Raw genomic sequence first — 21,132 nt, forward strand, 5'->3', positions numbered from 1 at the left:
CATCTACTCCATTTTTATATGGAACTTTTTAAAACACTCCATTGATACCTTCAAAGATATAACCAGAGCGATAATAACGATCAAAATCACCCTTATCCACTCCAACATCCTTACGAAAATCTTTTAACATTTCTATCACCGCACTAGGAATTCCATTTTTTTTAATGTCTGCAATTCTTTCTTGCCTTTCCTCTTCTTCTGATTTTCGTTGTACCTTTACAGGATCAACAGGAGTTTTTAGTGGCACCTTTGCATTATCAACAGGATCAACAGGCTTTTTTCCATTTTGACCACAAGCTATTAGCAATAAATTTATTAAAGTTATTAATATAAATATAATAAAAACTTTTCGTTTCAAAATATTCTCCTCATTATCTAATTATAAACTAACTAATTATTGATAACCAAGGAAAATTTTCCTTGGTTATATTTAATTCAATAGTATTTATAAATATATTTTTAAATTGATTAATAATCAAAATTAACCTTTTACTGAATATTATCCAAAATATTTTTAATTTCACCACTTATCTTCACAATCTCAGCACAGTCATCATTAAATGTAGCTGACTTTGATTCCCAATATGTTTTTATCTGCTCAGGGGTGGTAGCATTACCTTTTAGATGAACACCTCCTGCTCCTGGACTACTGTTATTTAAATCACTTCTAACTTCGGCTATTACACCACTTATTAACTTCAATCTTCTTGTTTCAAGTTCTCCCAATTTGCTACTCAAAAATCTTGCCTCGTCTAAAGACAGTGAATCAAGTTTATTTAGTTTCTTTTGTAAGGTATCATGTGCATCTATATAATAAGCTTTAGCAAAATCTCTTATATTTCCAAAAAACTCTTTTAATTCGTTTTTATATTTTGTAACTAATGCCGCAGTATTAACGAATTTCTTAAAAACAGTTCCAAAATCCGAAATAAAACTTGAATAATAATTAAGAGCTAGATAAACTTCTTTTCTTGCTGCTTTGCCTTCAGCAGCAACATCGCCAGTCGCCGCTGCATCATTATATAAGACTTCAGTTACACCATCTACTTTATGTGGAACTTTACCAAACACGAACATGATATCAACAAAATCAGCGCCTTGCTCACCGTTCCAATTTGCATTATTATGATCATCTAATACTTTTTTCACATCACTAGAAGTTGCATCTTTAATATATTCAATTTCTCTTTTTCTTTGATCTTCCAATAATCCCTCTTCTCGTCTTTGTCTTTCCTTTTTTGCTTGTTCTAGTTTTTGTTGTGCCTCTGCAGTTTCTCCGTTCTGACCACAAGCTATTAGCAATAAACTTATTAACATAAATATAATAAAAACTTTTTGTTTCAAAATATTCTCCTTATTATTCAATTGATAAACTGACTAATTATCGATCACCAAGGAAAACTTTTCCTCAGTCATGTTTAATCCAATAGTATTTATAAATATATTTAATTGATTCATAATCAACATAAATTCTTACTAGATCCTACTCAAGATACCTTTAATTTGCTCACTTATACTTATAATCTTATTACGTCGAGTTTCAAAACCAGTCAACTTTTTGTTCCCATATTCCAATATCTCATCAACGGTGGTAGCAACATTTTTTAAATGATGATCTGCTGATCCTTCAACAATTGATTCATCGTTAATGTAAGCCCTAATAATTGGTTGTATTGCCTCATCTCTTAATTCCTTTTTTGCTTCTTCAAGTTCGATCAATCTGGTTCTCAACGATTCTACATCTGCTAAAGATAGTGTATCAAGCTTACCTAGTTTCTTTTGTAAAGTATCATATACATCTATGTAGTAAGCCTTAGCATACTCTCTTATCTTTAAAATCAGATCTTCCAATCTTCCTGTAGCTGCAGGAACTAAAGCTAATCTATTAATAACACTTGCAAAAGCTTTAATAAAATCACTCTTATACTCACAAGCTAAATAAACTTCTCTTCTTGCTGCTTTGCTTACATCAGCATCAGAATTAGGCGTTGTACCATCATATAAGACTGAGGTTCCAGAAGCTGATGTATATGAAATTTTGTTAAACAACTCATCAGCACCTTTAAGATTATATCCTGCAGTATCTTCATCCCAAGTTGCATTATGATGCACGCCTAATATCCTTAATACTGAGTGAGGAATTAAATTTTTAACTCCTTTAATCTCTTCTTGTTTTTTTGCATTTGCATCATCAACAGGAACCTCATTGTCTTGACCACAAGCTATTAGCACTAAGCTCAGTAAAATAAATATAACAAAAACTTTTTGTTTCAAAATACTCTCCTTATTATTAAAATAAAACAATTTATTCAAATTGTTTGCTATATGTTAATTAATAATCATTATTAACATATAGTTTATATTAATTTGACCTAGATATCAATATATTTTATTAGCTTTTTATATTATTTATTTAAACATCTTTTAAATTTTGGCTAAAATATCTTTAATATCATTACTAAGCCCTTTAATATTTTTAATTTTCATAAAATGCAATTTATAGTATTGATTTATATGAAGTATTAGTTTGATTTTATCGTTTTGAATATTATTTTTATTATTTAAAAAATCTCCAATAAGACTATTTGTAATATAATTCCAACCTTTTTTGAACATTGCTAATTGATCGAATTTATCTTTTAAAGATTGCAGAATATCAAGTTCTAAAGATTGAAGTTTATCGACTTTATTAAGCAGTAATCGAAATTCATCTACAAAGTAATTTTGAGCATAAATTATTGCCACATTTGTGATATCTCTAAGTAAATCCTTACTTTCATCATTAACTGTTTCGATTATTTTGTTGAGAATCATTCCAAAATTTTTAATTCTCGTCTCATCATACTCGAAAGATAAATAAAATATTCTTCGAATAAATAAATTTCTAGCATCATCTACTCTATAAATATTTAATTTATTGTCAAGAATATTAAATGCCTTACCATTCTCTTTCATACCAAATTGAGTGCTATCTTCAACCCAATTTTGATCATTGTGTAGATCGAGCACTGTTTTAATATAATAAACTTGTTTAATAATTTCATATATCAAAATATTTTTACGTTTTTCTGGATCCAAACTATCCAAAAAACTTCGCAAACCTACAATCCCTGTTTTTGGAAAAAAGCGTTTAATATCCGAACTGCAATTAGTTAAAACTAAAACTATAATCAAATTACTGATAAAAAAATAAATTTTCAAAATATTTTCCTTAATTTTAAAATTAAAATAATATTATCTATCATAACAAATAATATATATCTTTAAATGATATACATTATTAAAAATAATTATAGTCTTAAAAAATCTTTATTTCAAATCTAAAAAAAACAAAAGAGAGAATATATCTTCTCTTTTACAGTCATAATTTTAATTATTAATATATTTTGTATAGATTAATTTAATTCTTTTAAAATCTTATTGAGATCTCCCAATATAATGCCAATTTTTGGAATTTTATTTTTAAGTACATCTCCATATTGTTTTCTTATGTGTTCAATGAGTTTTTGACTATCAGTTTTAATGCCAATAACATCATCTTCATAATCTCTAATAATATTATTTACAGTATCTTGCCAGAGTAATCTTAACTGTGCAATTGACTTAAGTTTTATTTTTACTGTTATTAAATCTCTAAAATTTAGTAAATTAAATCTATTTTGATATTCTTTAAGTTTATCGATTGCTCTTTCAAATAAAAATTGAGAGTAAGCCCTTCCTGCATTTGTGATATCTACGTGCAATTGTCCTCTGTTAGCGCTATCGGAAGTTATTTGATTAAGTATTACTCCAAGTTGTCTAATTTTATCTTCATCATAATTCAAGGATGAATAAAATTGTCTTCTATTTTCTTGACTTTTAGGATCGTTGTAAGCCTTTTGACTAGGATTTCCTATAATAATTTTAAAAGCCCCATTTTTCATTCCAAATTGATCTGCAGGTTCATTCTCTTTAATATTGTTTTTATATAGTTCTATTAAATCAGTAACATTTTGAATCTGTTCTTTTAAAAACTTTATTATAATTTGCTTTTCTCTTTCTTCGGTCTCTTTTTTATATTCATTTTGTATTCGTGTTTGTGGTGATGCTATGTCATCTTTTTGTATTGATCTTCCATTTGATTGTTTATTTGGATCTGATTTACAAGAACTTAAAATAATGAATAAAAAAGATATACTAAAAAAATAAATTTTCAAAATATTCTCCTTCCTTTAAAATTTAACAAATGTTACTTAAAGAATTAATATTTTATCAAAAGATATCAATTCTTAATTGATAAAATATATTATATGATATTATATATCATATAAATCAAGATAGCAAAAATTTTCTTATTTCTAAATTTTATCTCATTAAAAGTGATGACATCTTAGGAAACAATTTTATATTGTTATTGAAACAAAAGATATACAGCAATCATTATAAAAATATTCTTTCATGTATAATCATTAGTAATAAAAATGAACAATCAATTTTGCTCTGAAAAACATAACTCTATTATTCCTGCTGCAGTACTTATAGAATTAGCCGCATCTTTGAGTGATGTTAAGGCTTCTTTAAGTTTATTTGGAGCTTTATCTAAATTTTCTAATAATTCCTCATGTACCCCATTAAAAAAATATCTACTTACATTTTTCATCATAACATTTATATATGTCTTCATAGGATCTTTGTCCCTAGACTCTATAACATATATTCTAAGTCCCGGGTAAGATCTATTAAACTCTTCTATTGCATCTCGTATTTCCAACTCTTTGTTATTATAAATTTCTTTTGTTGTTATATTTAATAATTGCTCTAGCAAAGATATTATTTTAACCCCACTATTTATGTTGCTATTGACCGCATTTGCTACAGGACCATTATATCCTGCACTTAATAATGTCCTAAACGCTATTGATATTTTTTCTGCAGACTCCCTAATTACTTTAATAAAATTTGGAATATCACTGACTTCTAATTTTGCTTTACCTTTAATCTTATGAAAATCATCAATATTTTTTCTAGAAATTTCAGAAGTTGCCTTTGCCTCATTAGCAATCTTAGCAAGCTCTTCTTTACTTAAAGCTTTAATTTCAGTTGTTGCCAATCCTGTAAGTTTGCTTACTTGCCCTACAATAGAATCTGCTACAAGCTTGGCATTTTCTTTTGCCAATTTCGTTTCACTCTCTGCCTTTAATTTATTATTGTTCAGCTTGCAACTTATTGGAATTATCAATACTACAACACTGATTATGCATATTGTTTGAACATACCTCATAAAAATATCTCCTTTTACAATAAAATATACTTCATAAATTTGACACTGCTAACAGATATTTTTTTATATTTTGTTTAATTTAAAAATACCAAAAAATAGTGTTTGGAAATAATAATTTGAAAGACAAACTAAATTATTTTGATTTAGATAATTGTTTAAAAAATAAATATAAAAACCCCTTAATACAAAGGGGGTATTTACATAATGTATAAAACATTGTGAGTAAACAATCTTCCTTTTGAAAAATTAAAGTATTTGGTAATTAATTATTAGTGCAATAATTAATTATTTCAAGTTTTTTCCCCAATTTTTATAACTATTTTTACATATAATTTTTAAATATAATATATTATAACACATAATAAACGAATTTTAATCTATGAAAGATAATTCATTACTCTATAAAAAAAATAATCTAAATCAACAAGTTCATTGGTATAAAGATAATAATTAACATATAATTCTTCTTTTATAGAGTTTATTGCCCTTTCTTGTTTTTTTCCTAAAGTATCTAGATCATTAAAGTTTAAAGATGAAAAGCTTTGATAAGAACCATCATTGATAGACTTTATTGTTACATGTAAATTTTTAAGAAATTGTTTAGTCTTATCATTTCCAAGTTTCCTAAATAATTGTTCCAATTTAGTCTTATTATACTTAAAGTCTAATGTCTTTTGAGGTTTATCTTTTACATCTTTCAAAAGAGCTGATTGAGCCTGTTTTAATGCATTTAAATGCTTATTATCTTGAATTAATTATTGAAAGCAAACTAAAGCCTGTTTTTGACCATCATAAAATATAATCTCATCACATTTTCCCTTCCTATTATTTCATAATGGCAGATAGACTTTTAAATTTAATCTATCTGCCATTCTATTTTAAATTAAAATTTTAACCCACTACTTTACATACCTAAAGTAGGTTTATTTACTGTTTTTTCTCTTTGCAAGCAATTCTTTTGCTTTCTTTAAAGATTCCTCTACTTCTGAGATTTTCACAAAACCTAAACCTGAGGTTTTAACATAAGCATCATAAGTACTACTTGTCTTCTCAACAGCTTTCACAAGATTGTATAATTCATATTCAGCAGTATATAAATCTTGTAATATATCAATAGCCTTGTAAAGCTCATCTTTTGTAATAAATTCAGCATAATCCTCTGATGCATCATCAATTAACTCGTCAGCAGTTTTAATTTTATCAAAAAGACTTTGAAGTTCTCTAGCTAGCTTTTCTTTACTAAATTGTTGTAGCTTTTCGTTAGCAACTTTTCTGTCTTTTTGTGTAGAATGTCCAGACATTCTCATTGTAGCTTGAAGCTCAACTTGATTTCTATCTTTTTTAATTTGCTCAATTACCTCAAGTACATAATCTATGTCTTTTTCAGCGCTATCTAATTTATCATTATATTCATACTCCGGACTATCTTCTTCTTCCACAATACTTCCACTATAAGACCCTGAGACTGTTGGAGATGATGAATAAGCATATTCAACAACAAAATCACTAAATCCACCCAAATTTGATCCTTCTTGTGAAGAAAGATATGTTGTACCGCTTAAACTGCTAGTAATAGCTTTGCCACTTAAATCACTTGTATTAGAACCTATAGTTGTACCTTTTGTCTCTTTTAATTCCTTACTAATCTCAGGAATAGAAGTGATATCAAGTGGTAGATTTTTCTCTTCTATTTGTGGGAATAAAACAGGCCCATAATTAGCAACACCATCTTGTTGTAATTGATCTAATTGTTCCTGTTGTCCTTTTTGTCTAGGCTTTCTAACAACCTTCTTTATAACCCTTTTAGTTGGCTTATCTGTCTTATCCATTTCATCAGAAAGAATCTTGTTGGTTTGCTCTTTATTATTCAATAAATATTGAACCCTATCGAGTAGACCAGCAGATTTTTTTTGAATATCTTCGTCAAATAATAAATCACAACTAATAAAACTTGTCATAATCAACATAAATAAACATTGTCTCTTTAACTTCACATTTTCCTCCTTGGTAAGAAAAATATATAGCAATAAGTATAAAAACAAAGAAAAAAGTGTCTATTTTTCAAAAAATTTGATAATTATCACTTTAATATTGAATTAAATGGTATTTACAAAAAGTAATAGTAAAATTTAAAATTATGGATTTTATAAAAATATTATATTAATTGTACTCCACTAACTTGCTTTTTGTATAAGTAATTGTGGACTCTTTTTTTAATTTTCTAAAATGCAATTCAAAAAATTCTCTCTCAGCTGCATTTATTGCTAATAAATCATTATAAATCTCATTGTGAGCTTTATATCTAGCCTCACTAATTTCTTTAAATTTGTTTACTAAATCAAGATAGATTAATTTATTTTTTTCAAATTTTGCTTGTTCTCTAGACATCAATGCTTGTTCCAAATTGTCCCAAGCTGTATTTACTGCAGAAAAAACTTCTTTTTTTTGCTCATCCAGTTTTTGCCATTTATCAAATTTTGCAGCATGCAATTGATATGCATTATATAATCTAGATTCACTCATTTTAAATTTTTCATTTATTTTATTTAAATATTTAGTCATTTGTTTTAGTTCTTTTATAAGTTTATCTTTAACTTTACGATCTTCAATAAGAATATTTCTATATTTGTTTATTAATTTATTTGAATCAACAAGCTTCAAATAAGCTTTTTTACTATTAGAATTTTCATCAAGCTTATCTCTTAATCTTCTTTTAAACAATATCCTCTTGAATGTTCTTTTTTCCTTAAAATCTTTATGGTATACCTTAGTTTCTAGCATTTCGTTATATTTAAGATTTTTTTCTGCTTCTGCTTGTCGTAATTCATCATATTTTTCAATCTCTCTCTCATTGTATTTATCCTGAAGAGTATCCATTAAATTTATTTTAACTGCATTTAGAGATAATAACGAATATTCATAAGCTTGGGTTACTTTATACAGAGTATTGATCAATTTGTAATATTCATCAGTTATATTAAAATAATCAATATACCTTTCATCTAAATGTCGACTGAGTATTTCATTATGATTATTGTCCTTAAGTCTTAATGTTTCTTGTTTCTTATCTACTGCATTGTTTAATTCACTTAAATCTTGAGACTCTACTAATGCATTTAAACTTAATATCAAGACTAGCAAAAAAATAAGAATGTTAAATCCTTTCATTTCACTTCCCTGCATAAAATAAAATACAACTTATTTTATACGTTTAGTACCATTAATGGTATCATATTATATAAATAAAATATATTATATATATAAATTACCCTGAAAATTTTATTTGAGGGTGGTCCAAGGAAATTTTATGAGAACGTATTTCATAACAGTTATTTTTACATTTTTTATTTTGTCTTGTGACAAACATAAAGTAAAAGATTTTGAAAAAAGTGACATTAAGTCTTTAACCAATCTTAGTGATGACTTATACATATCTAGAGAATATATCATGAAATACGAAGTATACAAACAATTACAAGATTTAAATGAAAAACGTCCTTTTATTGAATCTCTTGTCAAAAAATATGCAAATTCTATTGTGTTACAAATTCAAAAATTTGCAAAAGAATTTAGCAAACAGGAAGATGGTATTACGCCTACTGTTTTTGTATTTGGAGACTATGTTCAAAAGATTAACTCTGGATCTCAAATGGAATATTATGGTTCCTTTACTACTTCTATACAAGCCAAAACAATGGATTATTTAAAGATTAATTTTGAAGACACAATGATTGGAAATCCCTTATCGTTTTTACCCTCAGAACTTGATGAGAAGGGTAGATTTAACATATCATCAGAAACTAATTATCGTCCTTATTTAAGAGAAATATACGATACCGATATGTATCCAGTAATGTATAATCTTTATATATCTCATAAACAACCGTCAATTTATCTCGTAGGAAATAAAATATATAAAAAACAAAATGAAATAGGTAATAATATTTATTACAGAAAAACATTAAAACTTGATGTCATTAAAAATAGTAATGAATGGATTTTACAGCCTAAAGAAAAAGAAAATTGGGAAATAGATTTAAGCATAAATGATAGCCTGATTAACAATATACCTCCTGATTATGTTTATAAAATAAAATCTTATCACTTAGAAAATGAAATACATGAAGAAATGTTTAAATCGTATTTCACTGTACCCAATGTTTTTTTTAGACCCATGTGTCATATAAGCCAAAATGAAAAAGAACAAGTTGATAGATTTATAGAAGACAATTTAGAGTTTTTTACCCAAGAAATACACAGATATTCAAAAGATTTTTCTAAAATTGAAGATGGAATAAAAGAATTAAGGATTCTATCACGATATGAACAAGTAATACCTTTTCATGAAATTATTAATAACAATTATTTTCATATATATGCTGTCCTTTATAATATGTATTTTTTTAATGCTAATCCTAAAGTGCTTATTGTAGGTAATAAAAATCATAAAACGAAAGATAATTCTGGAACATTTTACAATAATGCTATTGTTCTAAATATTAATAAAAAATTTCATTATAAGAGCGTAAAGATTAGTCAAGAACCTCTCTTAGAGCAAGTACCAGTTGAACCTGTTAATTTAAATAATAATATTATTGATAAATGTGAATCATGCAAATTGTATCTTTCTGATGATGATTTACCTGAAATACGTCAATATTTATTTAAACAAAATATTTACCAGGAAATAAAAAATGCAAAAAAGGATCAACATATTATTGATTCTCTTATTAAAGAACAAGCAGATTCTCTACTAAGACAAATGAAAGCTATTATTGAAAAAATTTGTAAGAATGATATTGAAAAAATGTTTTTGACAATAAAAATTAATGGAGCATATGAACAATCAATCAAAGTTGCTGGACTTGAATATAAATTAAAAAATAATAAAGTACTTCAAAACCCAATTATCAATGTATCATATGAAGCAGACACATTTGGTGAACTAGGATATGCTTATATCTATCCTGTAATCTATAATATGTACATAAGTAAAAACAAACCTACTATAATATTTCTTATACCACAAAGATATTATACGGAAAATGTACGTCATATTTGGTATGCAGTATCAGTTGACAGGTCTACTTCTAAATGGACCTTACATCGCACCAAAAGGCCTTATGATAATAATTGAATGTCAACGTTAGTCAAAAAATAAGAATATTAAATCCTTTCATTTCACTTCCCTGTACAAAATAAAATACAACTCATTTGATACGTTTAGTATTATTAATGTTATTATATAATATATAAATTACCTTTCGAGATTCTATTTAATATTGATGTAAGGAAAATTTTATGAGAACGTATTTCACAACAGTTATTTTTATATTTTTTATTTTGTCTTGTGATAGACATAAAATAAAAGATTTTAAAAAAAATGACATTAAGTCTTTAACCAATCTTAGTGATGACTTATACATATCTAGAGAATATATCATGAAATACGAAGTATACAAACAATTACAAGATTTAAATGAAAAACGTCCTTTTATTGAATCTCTTGTCAAAAAACATGCAAATTCTCTTGTGTTACAAATTAAAAAATTTTCAGAAACATTTAGCAAACAGGAGGATGGTATTACGCCCACTGTTTTTATATTTGGAGATTATGTCCAAAAAATTAAATCTGGATCTCGAACGGGGTATTCTGGAACTATGGTTGCTCCTGTACAAGTCGAAATAGATGATTATTTAAAGAATAATTTTGAAGACACAATGATTGGAAATCCCTTATTGTTTTTACCCTCAGAGCTTGATGATCAAGGCAGATTTCACATATTATCAGAACCTAGTTATCGTTTTTATTTAAGAGAAATATACGATACCGATATGTATCCAATAATATATAATATTTATATATCTCATAAACAACCGTCAATTTATCTCGTAGGAAATAAAATATATAAAAAACAAAATGCAATAGGTAATAATATATATTATAGAAAAACATTAAAACTTGATGTCATTAAAAATAGTAATGAATGGATTTTACAGCCTAAAGAAAAAGAAAATTGGGAAATAGATTTAAGCATAAATGATAGATCTGTTAAAAACATACCTCCTGATTATGTTTATAAGATAAAATCTTCTCACTTAGAAAGTAAAATACATGAAGAAATGGTCAAATCGTATTTCACTCTGCCCGATATTCCTAGACCCATGCGTAATATACGCAAGGATGAAAAAGGACAAGTTGATCAATTTATAGAAGACAATTTAGAGTTTTTTACCCAAGAAATACACAGATATTCAAAAGATTTTTCTAAAATTGAGGATGGAATAAAAGAATTAAGGATTCTATCACAATACGAACAAGTAATACCTTTTGATGAAATTATTAATAACAATTATTTTCATATATATGCTACCTTTTATAACATGTATTTTCTTAATGCTAATCCTAAAGTGCTTATTGTAGGTAATAAAAACCATAAAACGAAAGATAATTCTGGAACATTTTACAATAATGCTATTGTTTTAAATATTAATAAAAAATTTTATCATCAAAGATTAAAGATTAGTCAAGAACCTCTCCTAGAGCAAGTACCAGTTGAACCTGTTACCTTTAACAATGATATTATTAATAAATGCGCATCATGCAAATTGTATCTTTCTGATGATGATTTATCTGAAATACGTCAATATTTATTTAAACAAAATATTTATCAGGAAATAAAAAATGCAAAAAAGAATCAACATATTATTGATTCTCTTGTTAAAGAACAAGCAGATTCTCTACTAAGACAAATGAAAGCTATTATTGAAAAAATTTGTAAGGATGATATTGAAAAAATGTTTTTGACAATAAAAATTAATGGAGCATATGAACAATCAACAAATGTTGCTGGACTTGAATATCAATTAAAAAATAATAAAATACTTCACAATCCAATTATAAATGCATCATATGAAGCAGATACATTTAGTGGACTAGGATATGCTTATATCTACCCTATAATTTATAATATATATATGAGTAAAAACAAACCTACTATAATATTTCTTATGCCACAAAGATATTATACGGAAAATGTACGTCATATTTGGTATGCAGTATCAGTTGACAGGTCTACTTCTAAATGGACCTTACATCGCACCAAAAGGCCTTATGATAATAATTGAATGTCAACGTTAGTCAAAAAATAAGAATATTAAATCCTTTCATTTCACTTCCCTGTACAAAATAAAATACAACTCATTTGATACGTTTAGTATTATTAATGTTATTATATAATATATAAATTACCTTTCGAGATTCTATTTAATATTGATGTAAGGAAAATTTTATGAGAACGTATTTCACAACAGTTATTTTTATATTTTTTATTTTGTCTTGTGATAGACATAAAATAAAAGATTTTAAAAAAAATGACATTAAGTCTTTAACCAATCTTAGTGATGACTTATACATATCTAGAGAATATATCATGAAATACGAAGTATACAAACAATTACAAGATTTAAATGAAAAACGTCCTTTTATTGAATCTCTTGTCAAAAAACATGCAAATTCTCTTGTGTTACAAATTAAAAAATTTTCAGAAACATTTAGCAAACAGGAGGATGGTATTACGCCCACTGTTTTTATATTTGGAGATTATGTCCAAAAAATTAAATCTGGATCTCGAACGGGGGTATTCTGGAACTATGGTTGCTCCTGTACAAGTCGAAATAAATGAATTTTTAAAGATTAATTTTGAAGACACAATGATTGGAAATCCCTTATCGTTTTTACCCTCAGAACTTGATGAGAAGGGTAGATTTAACATATCATCAGAAACTAATTATCGTCCTTATTTAAGAGAAATATACGATACCGATATGTATCCAGTAATGTATAATCTTTATATATCTCATAAACAACCGTCAATTTATCTCGTAGGAAATAAAATATATAAAAAACAAAATGCAATAGGTAATAATATATATTATAGAAAAACATTAAAACTTGATGTCATTAAAAATAGTAATGAATGGATTTTACAGCCTAAAGAAAAAGAAAATTGGGAAATAGATTTAAGCATAAATGATAGATCTGTTAAAAACATACCTCCTGATTATGTTTATAAGATAAAATCTTCTCACTTAGAAAGTAAAATACATGAAGAAATGGTCAAATCGTATTTCACTCTGCCCGATATTCCTAGACCCATGCGTAATATACGCAAGGATGAAAAAGGACAAGTTGATCAATTTATAGAAGACAATTTAGAGTTTTTTACCCAAGAAATACACAGATATTCAAAAGATTTTTCTAAAATTGAGGATGGAATAAAAGAATTAAGGATTCTATCACAATACGAACAAGTAATACCTTTTGATGAAATTATTAATAACAATTATTTTCATATATATGCTACCTTTTATAACATGTATTTTCTTAATGCTAATCCTAAAGTGCTTATTGTAGGTAATAAAAACCATAAAACGAAAGATAATTCTGGAACATTTTACAATAATGCTATTGTTTTAAATATTAATAAAAAATTTTATCATCAAAGATTAAAGATTAGTCAAGAACCTCTCCTAGAGCAAGTACCAGTTGAACCTGTTACCTTTAACAATGATATTATTAATAAATGCGCATCATGCAAATTGTATCTTTCTGATGATGATTTATCTGAAATACGTCAATATTTATTTAAACAAAATATTTATCAGGAAATAAAAAATGCAAAAAAGAATCAACATATTATTGATTCTCTTGTTAAAGAACAAGCAGATTCTCTACTAAGACAAATGAAAGCTATTATTGAAAAAATTTGTAAGGATGATATTGAAAAAATGTTTTTGACAATAAAAATTAATGGAGCATATGAACAATCAACAAATGTTGCTGGACTTGAATATCAATTAAAAAATAATAAAATACTTCACAATCCAATTATAGACGTATCATATGAAGCAGACACATTTGGTGGACTAGGATATGTTGATATCTACCCTATAATTTATAATATGTATATGAGTAAAAACAAACCTAGTATAACATTTCTTATACCACAAATACATTACGTAGAAAATGTACGTCATATTTGGTATGCAGTATCAGTTGACAGATCTGCTCCTAAATGGACCTTACATCACACTAAAGACCCCTATGCTAATTATTGATACGTTATAATTAGCAATGCAACTTATCAAGTATTGCCTTTATCTTTTCAATTAGCACGCTATTTTTAACTATCACATCAATAAAGTTGTAAATATTAAATTATTAATTTATAATATCAATTTATTAAAGAGTCATTAATTTATGACTTACTAATTATTTGTGTACACTTAACATTGCATAGTATACATACTATTAAGTAATGCTTATTGAATAAAAAGGAGATATTTTAGGTATGAAGAGTTTTTATATTAAATTCGGGTCGTTAGTTATTTTTATAATAAGTTGCTCCCAAGCTACTCAAGAAAATTTAGCTTGGAAGAAAGCATTTAGTACACAAAAATCAACAAACAGCACCTATAGTTTAAAGGTAAACAGGATGAATTAAACAAGCTAAGAAAAAGAACAAGAAACACAACAGAAACAATAAAAGAAAAACAATTAGAATTAGAAAAGAAAACACAAGAAGCAAAGAAACAAGACAAAAAAGCACAAGAAGCACAACAATTAGAATCAGAACTAGAATTAGCAAGAAAAAAACAAGAAGCAGAACAAAAAAGAAAAAAACAAGAAGAATTAAAGGAACAAATAGCAAAAAGGGGAATAATAGCAATAGAAGAAAAAATAGAAGAACTAAAATCAAAATTATTAAAAGCTCAAGAAGAAGAAGCATTAGCAGAAGAGGCATATAACAAGGCATATGATAAATTAGAAGAAGCAGAACAGACAGAAAATGAAGAAGAAAAAATACAAGCAAAACAAGAAGAAGAACTAGCATTATTAAAATACGAGGAGATGGAACATGCAAAATCTACAATAGAGCAAGAATTACAAGATACAGAAGAAACATTAAAAAATGAAGAGGAAATAAAGGAAAAAGAGACAATTTTGAATGAACTTTTTCAATTAACTTCACAAATTAGTAGTGATGATAACCCAAACAACAGTATCACGGACTCTAATATGCATGAAAAGTTTTATGCTTCCTATGATCATGGCATGGGAAGACCTTTGGTTTCTTTGCAGATTTTAAAAGTAAATCACTATTTCCTGCGTAAACGTTTCAATGACGAAGCTATCGTTACTGTTTTTAACTATAACAAAGATAGGCTATATCCAATATTATTGGGTGTAACTAGAATATATAATGCTTATCAAAAATTAAAGCAAAAAGGCTATTATACTAAGCAGGATGAAAATTATAAAAAAATGAAAGAATATGCAGATGTTACTAGTAATTTCCTATATAACATAAATTCAATGATACCAAACCTTAGTGGTTATAAGGCTACATTATCTAATGTATATCGCAATATTCACAAAATAAAAATAAATGCAACAATAGAAGAACTTTCAAATATAAAGGATCAGGTTGAGAAATATATACAAAAATTACTTGAAACAGCAAATAAAATACATAGACGTGTAAATTCTGTGAAATTTCAAGAGTTTAATGTATTACCAGAAACAGAAGAATATTATAAAGTCTTTAAGAGTATCAATGATGATGATGACCTTCAAAAAGAAATTAAGACTACAAATGATTATTTTTATAAATGTATGGCATATGTTAGGTCACTAATAAAAGAGTAATCACTCAAGAAAGTTAGACTACAGAAATGCTATAAATATTTTTTATAAAAATAACATTTAATGAATAAATTATGAACAAAATATAAAAGTACAAATTCTTTTGTACTTTTATATCAAATAGTATCTATAAAAATCAAAACATCTATTATCAAAAATCAAATTAATCAAACTGTATTAAAAAGCAATCAATAATATATTATCCGATATTAATATCATTAATTAAAAAATATTATTTAATTTATAATATTAATTAATCGTGATATATAATTTTCTATTGTAAATTACTGATAGTTTTAATTTGTAATTAAGAAAGTAGTCTTTTAATTAATTTTAATTAATTTAGATGGTGAGATACTTTATTTCATCTATATGTCATAAAGTATAAGCAATATTTGTCTAATTTTAAGTATTGGGTAATGAAATTAGGTCTTTATAGAAAGTAATGGATTTATATTTATTTAAACAAAATATTTACCAGGAAATAAAAAATGCAAAAAAGGATCAACATATTATTGATTCTCTTATTAAAGAACAAGCAGATTCTCTACTAAGACACATGAAAGCTATTATTGAAAAAATTTGTAAGGATGATATTGAAAAAATGTTTTTGACAATAAAAATTAATGGAGCATATGAACAATCAATAAATGTTGCTGGACTTGAATATCAATTAAAAAATAATAAAGTACTTCAAAACCCAATTATCAATGCATCATATGAAGCAGACACATTTGGTGAACTAGGATATGTTGATATCTACCCTATAATTTATAATATGTATATGAGTAAAAACAAACCTACTATAATATTTCTTATACCACAAAGACATTATATGGAAAATGTACGTCATATTTGGTATGCAGTATCAGTTGACAGGTCTACTTCTAAATGGACCTTACATCGCACCAAAAGGCCTTATGATAATACTTGATACGTTATAAATAGCAATGCAACTTATCAAGTATTGCCTTTCTATTTTCAATTAGCACGCTATTTTTAACTATCACATCAATAAAGTTGTAAATATTAAATTATTAATTTATAATATCAATTTATCCAAGAGTCATTAATTTATGACTTGCTAATTACTTGTGTACACTTAACATTGCATGGTATACATACTATTAGTAATGCTTATTGAATAAAAAAGGAGATATTTTAGGTATGAAGAGTTTTTATATTAAATTCGGGTCGTTAGTTATTTTTATAATAAGTTGCTCCCAAGCTACTCAAGAAAATTTAGCTTGGAAGAAGGCGTTTGGTATACAAAAATCAACAAACAGCACCTATAGTTTAAAAAGTAAACAGGATAAATTAAACAAACTAAGAAAAGGAACAAGAAATACGACAGAAAAAATAAAAGAAAAACCATTAGAATTAGAAAAGAAAACACAAGAAGCAAAGAAACAAGACAAAAAAGCACAAGAAGCACAACAATTAGAATCAGAACTAGAATCAGCAAGAAAAAAACAAGAAGAAATAAGGGAAACAAAATTACAAAAAGAAAAAACACAAGAAGCACAACGATTAACATCAGAACTAGAAACAGAACTAAAATTAGCAAGACAAAAACAAGAAGAAATAAGGGTAGCAAAAGCACAAGAAGCAGAACAAAAAAGAAAAAAACAATTAGAATTAGAGGAACAAATAGCAGAAAGGGGAATAATAGCAATAGAAGAAAAAATAGAAGAACTAGAATCAAAATTATTAAAAGCTCAAGAAGAAGAAGCATTAGCAGAAGAGGCATATAATAAGGCATATGATAAATTAGAAGAATTAGAAGAAGCAGAACAGACAGAAAACGAAGAAGAAAAAATACAACAAGCACAACAAGAAGAAGAACTAGCATTATTAAAATACGAGGAGATGCAACATGCAAAATCTACAATAGAGCAAGAATTAAAAGATACAAAAAAAACATTAAAAAGTGAACAAGCAAAATTATTATATGCACAATCAGGAATATTACAAGACGAAATAAAGGAAAAAGAGACAATTTTGAATGAACTTTTTCAATTAACTTCACAAATTAGTAGTGATAATAACCCAAACAACAGTATCACGGACTCTAATAGGTATGAAAAGTTTCCTGCCTCCTATGGTCATGGGCTGGGAATACCTTTGGTTTCATTCTCCATTTTAATGGAAGTAGATCGCCATTTCTTTACTCAATATTTCAATGACCAAGCTATTGCTGCTACTTTTAAATATAATAAAGATAGAATATATCCAATATTATTGGGTGTAACTAGAATATATGATGCTTATCAAAAATTAAAGCAAAAAGACTATTATACTAAGCAGGATGAAAATTATAAAAAAATGAAAGAATATTCAGATGTTACTAGTAATTTCCTATATAACATAAATTCAATGATACCAAGCCTTAATTATCAAAATATGTTAGATGATATATATCGCAATATTCACAAAGTAAAAATAAATGCAACAATAGAAGAACTTTCAAATATAAAGGATCAGTTTAAGAAATATATACAAAAATTACTTGAAACAGCAAATAAAATACATAGACGTGTAAATTCTGTGAGATTTCAACAGTTTAATGTATTACCAGAAACAGAAGAATATTATAAAGTCTTTAAGAGTATCAATGATGATGATGACCTTCAACAAGAAATTAAGACTACAAATGATTATTTTAGTGAATGTATGGCATATGTTAGGTCAATAATAAAAAGAGTAATCCCTCAAGAAAGTTAGACTACAGAAATGCTATAAATACCTTTTACAAAGATAACATAATATAATGAATAAATTATGAACAAAATATAACAGTACAAATTCTTTTGTACTGTTATATCAAATAGTATCTATAAAAATCAAATTAATTAAACTGTATTAAAAAAGCAATCAGTAATATATTATCCGATATTAATATCATTAATTAAAAAATATTATTTAATTTATGATATTAATTAATTGTGATATATAATTTTCTATTGTAAATTATTGATAGTTTTAATTTGTAATTAAGGAGGTAGTCTTTTAATTAATTTTAATTAATTTAGATGGTGAGATAATTTATGACATATAGATGGCATAAAGTATAAGCAATGTTTGTCTAATTTTAAGTATTGGGTAATGAAATTAGGTCTTTATAGAAAAAGGAGGAATTAATCTTGAAAAACATGATGATAAAGATATTAGTACTATTATTAATGGGACTGTTTGGGAGCTGTCATTTAAAAGGATTAGTGGATATAAGTACCGAAGAAGATGGAGAAGATATAAAATTTAAAATTCGCTTCAAAGAAAGTAATGAATTTGATCAAAATTCAAATAATAATAACGAAGAACTTACAAATTTGTTGGTTAACAAATTTGGATTGTCAGCTCAACAAATAAAAGCAATTCAACATTTACGCAGAATAGTCGTTGATTTTGATAAAGAAGATAAATATACTAATAATGAATTTTATCAATTTATAGACTGTCTTAAAGGATTAGAGCTAAAAGACTTAGCTGATAACATTTTATGTATTATGAATGAAATAAAAGAAGTGATTAAATTTATTGGGGCTGTAAAAAATGACAAGAAAAAACAAGAATTATTTCTAGAATTTAAACAAATCGAAGATGATTATATGTCAATAATAAGGGATTCTTATAGTAGACCTGTAATTAATAGAGCTGAAATTATAAAGATTTACAACCTAATTCAAAAAAATAAGTTTGAGACATTTAAATATCAACGTATAAGAGCAGTAGATTTTGCATCTACAAGAGAAAATAAAGAACTTATACGATATATAAAAGAAATCATTGATAATACCCAGCCTTCTGAGGAAACTGCTCAAATAAACAAAGATAGACATTATACTCGACTTATATTCAAAATAATTGAATCCGTTTATCTGAATGAAGATTTTTTAACATCTTTTAGTAAAAAGATTTCAGAACTTCGTAAAATAATAGATTCGGTTATGTTAGTAATTGATAATGAACAAGATACAAATAAGAAACAAGAGATGGAGACTCAATTTAATAACGCTAAGGAACAATATGAGTCTGATGTAGTAAACATATATATGAATTTTGATCATATGAAAGATCGCCCAGAGTGGTCACAATTTTTGGGACTACAAGAGCGTATTCTGCTGCATAAAAACGCTTTTAACAACATTATTACTTCTTCATAATTGATGTTTTAAATAATTATTAAAAAAATAAAGTCGATACATCAAAGCTGAATGCTGGTGTATCTGACTTTTTTATTTGTATTATAAGAGTTTATCACTTATGCTTTACAAAGTTAATGATATTATTAAAATTTATTACATTGGTATAAATCAATTTGTTATTCAAATTCATATAATACAATAATCTCATCGGTTATATGTTCAATCGATTTAAGCAGTTCTTAGTGTTGAATGCTAAATGCAGAAATATTGTTATTTTTAACTCATTTTTTTAGTTACATATTCAATTGATTTGCGTATTTCTTCAAGTTGAATAATAAGTTCAGCAATACTATTATCCATATCATTAATATCAATCATGTCCATTGAGGAAAAATATTGTTTTTTTGTTTTTCTATATATCTTTAATACCTCGCCTATATCCTTCATACGTTTATCAAGAACTTGTACACCTTTAGTATTGTATATGTACCAATTATCATATTCTTGTATATCTCCAAAACTCCCAGCCACATCCTTCATTGTACGTATGAGATGTATTACTTTGGCTGGATCTTTCCTTTTGAGCACTTTAAGAAAGTTATATGTTTTTGCAAACAAAGGTTCATATTCTTTTCCAAAATAACCATCTGGTGGATAACATTTAGTAGTATCAAAAATAACTTCACAATAAACTCTAAAATCTGCCTCAGCATATATATCACGTGAAGGGGTATATATTCCTTCAGGTAGAGATTTAACATATTCGATTTCTTTTATAAATTCTGGATCACTTTTCAATTCATTTAATTTATTTTCCCATTCTGTCACTATTGGTAATTTTATCTTTACTTTATCTTGTGCAAATAGATGAATTAAAGATGTCATATATAAAATAATCAATAAAGATATTTTAAGATTTTCCATTTCAATTTTATTGTATTTTATATATTGATTTATTACAATAGTTTAAAGCATAAATGCCTCACATATAAAATGCATAAATTTTATAATTAAAAAGC

At 26.2% G+C, this 21,132-nt stretch carries 18 protein-coding genes; 8 read left to right on the forward strand and 10 right to left on the reverse strand.

All coding sequences use genetic code 11. The annotated features are described in order from the left end of the window. Positions 1-28: 28 nt before the first annotated feature. From BDU_RS08540 to BDU_RS04555, 9 genes are all read right to left on the reverse strand, one after another. Positions 29-358, reverse strand: a complete 330-nt coding sequence (locus tag BDU_RS08540) for a hypothetical protein (protein WP_012539363.1) — start codon at positions 356-358, stop codon at positions 29-31. A 131-nt stretch (positions 359-489) separates the two neighbouring features. Next, a complete protein-coding gene (locus BDU_RS04520) occupies positions 490-1,344 on the reverse strand; it encodes a virulence associated lipoprotein (protein WP_318250789.1) in 855 nt (284 codons plus the stop codon). Positions 1,345-1,476: 132 nt separating this feature from the next. Beyond that, the gene (locus BDU_RS04525) at positions 1,477-2,274 is read right to left on the reverse strand and encodes a virulence associated lipoprotein (RefSeq protein ID WP_041177809.1); all 798 of its coding nucleotides are present in this window, start codon (positions 2,272-2,274) and stop codon (positions 1,477-1,479) included. Positions 2,275-2,424: 150 nt separating this feature from the next. Next, the gene (locus BDU_RS04530; RefSeq protein ID WP_012539366.1) at positions 2,425-3,201 is read right to left on the reverse strand and encodes a complement regulator-acquiring protein; all 777 of its coding nucleotides are present in this window, start codon (positions 3,199-3,201) and stop codon (positions 2,425-2,427) included. Positions 3,202-3,395: 194 nt separating this feature from the next. Further along, on the reverse strand, positions 3,396-4,196 hold the full coding sequence (locus BDU_RS04535) for a complement regulator-acquiring protein (protein WP_012539367.1): 801 nt from the start codon (positions 4,194-4,196) through the stop codon (positions 3,396-3,398). 272 nt (positions 4,197-4,468) lie between these two features. Beyond that, entirely contained in the window at positions 4,469-5,260 is a 792-nt protein-coding gene (locus BDU_RS04540; protein WP_012539368.1) for a hypothetical protein, read from the reverse strand. A gap of 377 nt (positions 5,261-5,637) precedes the next feature. Then, positions 5,638-5,961, reverse strand: a complete 324-nt coding sequence (locus BDU_RS04545) for a hypothetical protein (RefSeq protein ID WP_041177810.1) — start codon at positions 5,959-5,961, stop codon at positions 5,638-5,640. Between the two features lie 222 nt (positions 5,962-6,183). Beyond that, entirely contained in the window at positions 6,184-7,254 is a 1,071-nt protein-coding gene (locus BDU_RS04550; protein ID WP_049752265.1) for a hypothetical protein, read from the reverse strand. A gap of 166 nt (positions 7,255-7,420) precedes the next feature. Continuing rightward, the gene (locus tag BDU_RS04555; protein ID WP_041177811.1) at positions 7,421-8,428 is read right to left on the reverse strand and encodes a hypothetical protein; all 1,008 of its coding nucleotides are present in this window, start codon (positions 8,426-8,428) and stop codon (positions 7,421-7,423) included. Between the two features lie 139 nt (positions 8,429-8,567). Between BDU_RS04555 and BDU_RS04560 the strand changes: the two genes are divergently transcribed. The 8 genes from BDU_RS04560 (at position 8,568) to BDU_RS04590 (ending at position 20,131) form a co-directional block, all read left to right on the forward strand. After that, positions 8,568-10,397, forward strand: coding sequence for a hypothetical protein (locus tag BDU_RS04560; protein WP_041177812.1), 1,830 nt, complete (start codon positions 8,568-8,570; stop codon positions 10,395-10,397). Positions 10,398-10,561: 164 nt separating this feature from the next. Beyond that, positions 10,562-12,388: a hypothetical protein gene (locus BDU_RS04565; RefSeq protein WP_012539371.1), complete on the forward strand. Its 1,827-nt coding sequence runs from the start codon at positions 10,562-10,564 to the stop codon at positions 12,386-12,388. Between the two features lie 164 nt (positions 12,389-12,552). Next, complete coding sequence (locus tag BDU_RS08545; RefSeq protein ID WP_318250790.1) at positions 12,553-12,945, forward strand: hypothetical protein; 393 nt, start codon at positions 12,553-12,555, stop codon at positions 12,943-12,945. Next, positions 12,866-14,380 carry a hypothetical protein gene (locus BDU_RS04570; RefSeq protein ID WP_318250791.1) on the forward strand — a complete coding sequence of 505 codons (1,515 nt, stop codon included), beginning with the start codon at positions 12,866-12,868 and terminating at the stop codon, positions 14,378-14,380. The genes BDU_RS08545 and BDU_RS04570 overlap by 80 nt, the downstream gene beginning before the upstream one ends. A gap of 793 nt (positions 14,381-15,173) precedes the next feature. Then, positions 15,174-15,971, forward strand: coding sequence for a hypothetical protein (locus BDU_RS04575; RefSeq protein WP_012539373.1), 798 nt, complete (start codon positions 15,174-15,176; stop codon positions 15,969-15,971). A 442-nt stretch (positions 15,972-16,413) separates the two neighbouring features. Then, positions 16,414-16,902 (forward strand): hypothetical protein, encoded by a 489-nt coding sequence (locus BDU_RS04580; RefSeq protein WP_012539374.1) that lies wholly within the window; start codon positions 16,414-16,416, stop codon positions 16,900-16,902. 233 nt (positions 16,903-17,135) lie between these two features. After that, a complete protein-coding gene (locus BDU_RS08550) occupies positions 17,136-18,692 on the forward strand; it encodes a coiled-coil domain-containing protein (protein ID WP_318250792.1) in 1,557 nt (518 codons plus the stop codon). A 428-nt stretch (positions 18,693-19,120) separates the two neighbouring features. After that, positions 19,121-20,131 (forward strand): BTA121 domain-containing protein surface lipoprotein, encoded by a 1,011-nt coding sequence (locus BDU_RS04590; protein WP_318250817.1) that lies wholly within the window; start codon positions 19,121-19,123, stop codon positions 20,129-20,131. A gap of 258 nt (positions 20,132-20,389) precedes the next feature. On the opposite strand, the gene BDU_RS04595 is transcribed toward BDU_RS04590, so the two are convergent. Then, positions 20,390-21,037, reverse strand: a complete 648-nt coding sequence (locus BDU_RS04595; RefSeq protein ID WP_012539376.1) for a hypothetical protein — start codon at positions 21,035-21,037, stop codon at positions 20,390-20,392. Between the last annotated feature and the right edge of the window lie 95 nt (positions 21,038-21,132).

Origin of the sequence: Borrelia duttonii Ly (assembly GCF_000019685.1) — a bacterium.
GTDB lineage: Bacteria > Spirochaetota > Spirochaetia > Borreliales > Borreliaceae > Borrelia > Borrelia duttonii.

Coding starts and splice junctions, on each gene's coding strand:
- BDU_RS04580 (WP_012539374.1), top strand. CDS start 16,414: ATGGATTTATATTTATTTAAACAAAATATTTACCAGGAAATAAAAAAT.
- BDU_RS04570 (WP_318250791.1), top strand. CDS start 12,866: ATGTCCAAAAAATTAAATCTGGATCTCGAACGGGGGTATTCTGGAACT.
- BDU_RS04595 (WP_012539376.1), bottom strand. CDS start 21,037: ATGGAAAATCTTAAAATATCTTTATTGATTATTTTATATATGACATCT.
- BDU_RS08550 (WP_318250792.1), top strand. CDS start 17,136: ATGAAGAGTTTTTATATTAAATTCGGGTCGTTAGTTATTTTTATAATA.
- BDU_RS04565 (WP_012539371.1), top strand. CDS start 10,562: ATGAGAACGTATTTCACAACAGTTATTTTTATATTTTTTATTTTGTCT.
- BDU_RS04560 (WP_041177812.1), top strand. CDS start 8,568: ATGAGAACGTATTTCATAACAGTTATTTTTACATTTTTTATTTTGTCT.
- BDU_RS04540 (WP_012539368.1), bottom strand. CDS start 5,260: ATGAGGTATGTTCAAACAATATGCATAATCAGTGTTGTAGTATTGATA.
- BDU_RS04555 (WP_041177811.1), bottom strand. CDS start 8,428: ATGAAAGGATTTAACATTCTTATTTTTTTGCTAGTCTTGATATTAAGT.
- BDU_RS04575 (WP_012539373.1), top strand. CDS start 15,174: ATGGAACATGCAAAATCTACAATAGAGCAAGAATTACAAGATACAGAA.
- BDU_RS08545 (WP_318250790.1), top strand. CDS start 12,553: ATGAGAACGTATTTCACAACAGTTATTTTTATATTTTTTATTTTGTCT.
- BDU_RS04590 (WP_318250817.1), top strand. CDS start 19,121: ATGATGATAAAGATATTAGTACTATTATTAATGGGACTGTTTGGGAGC.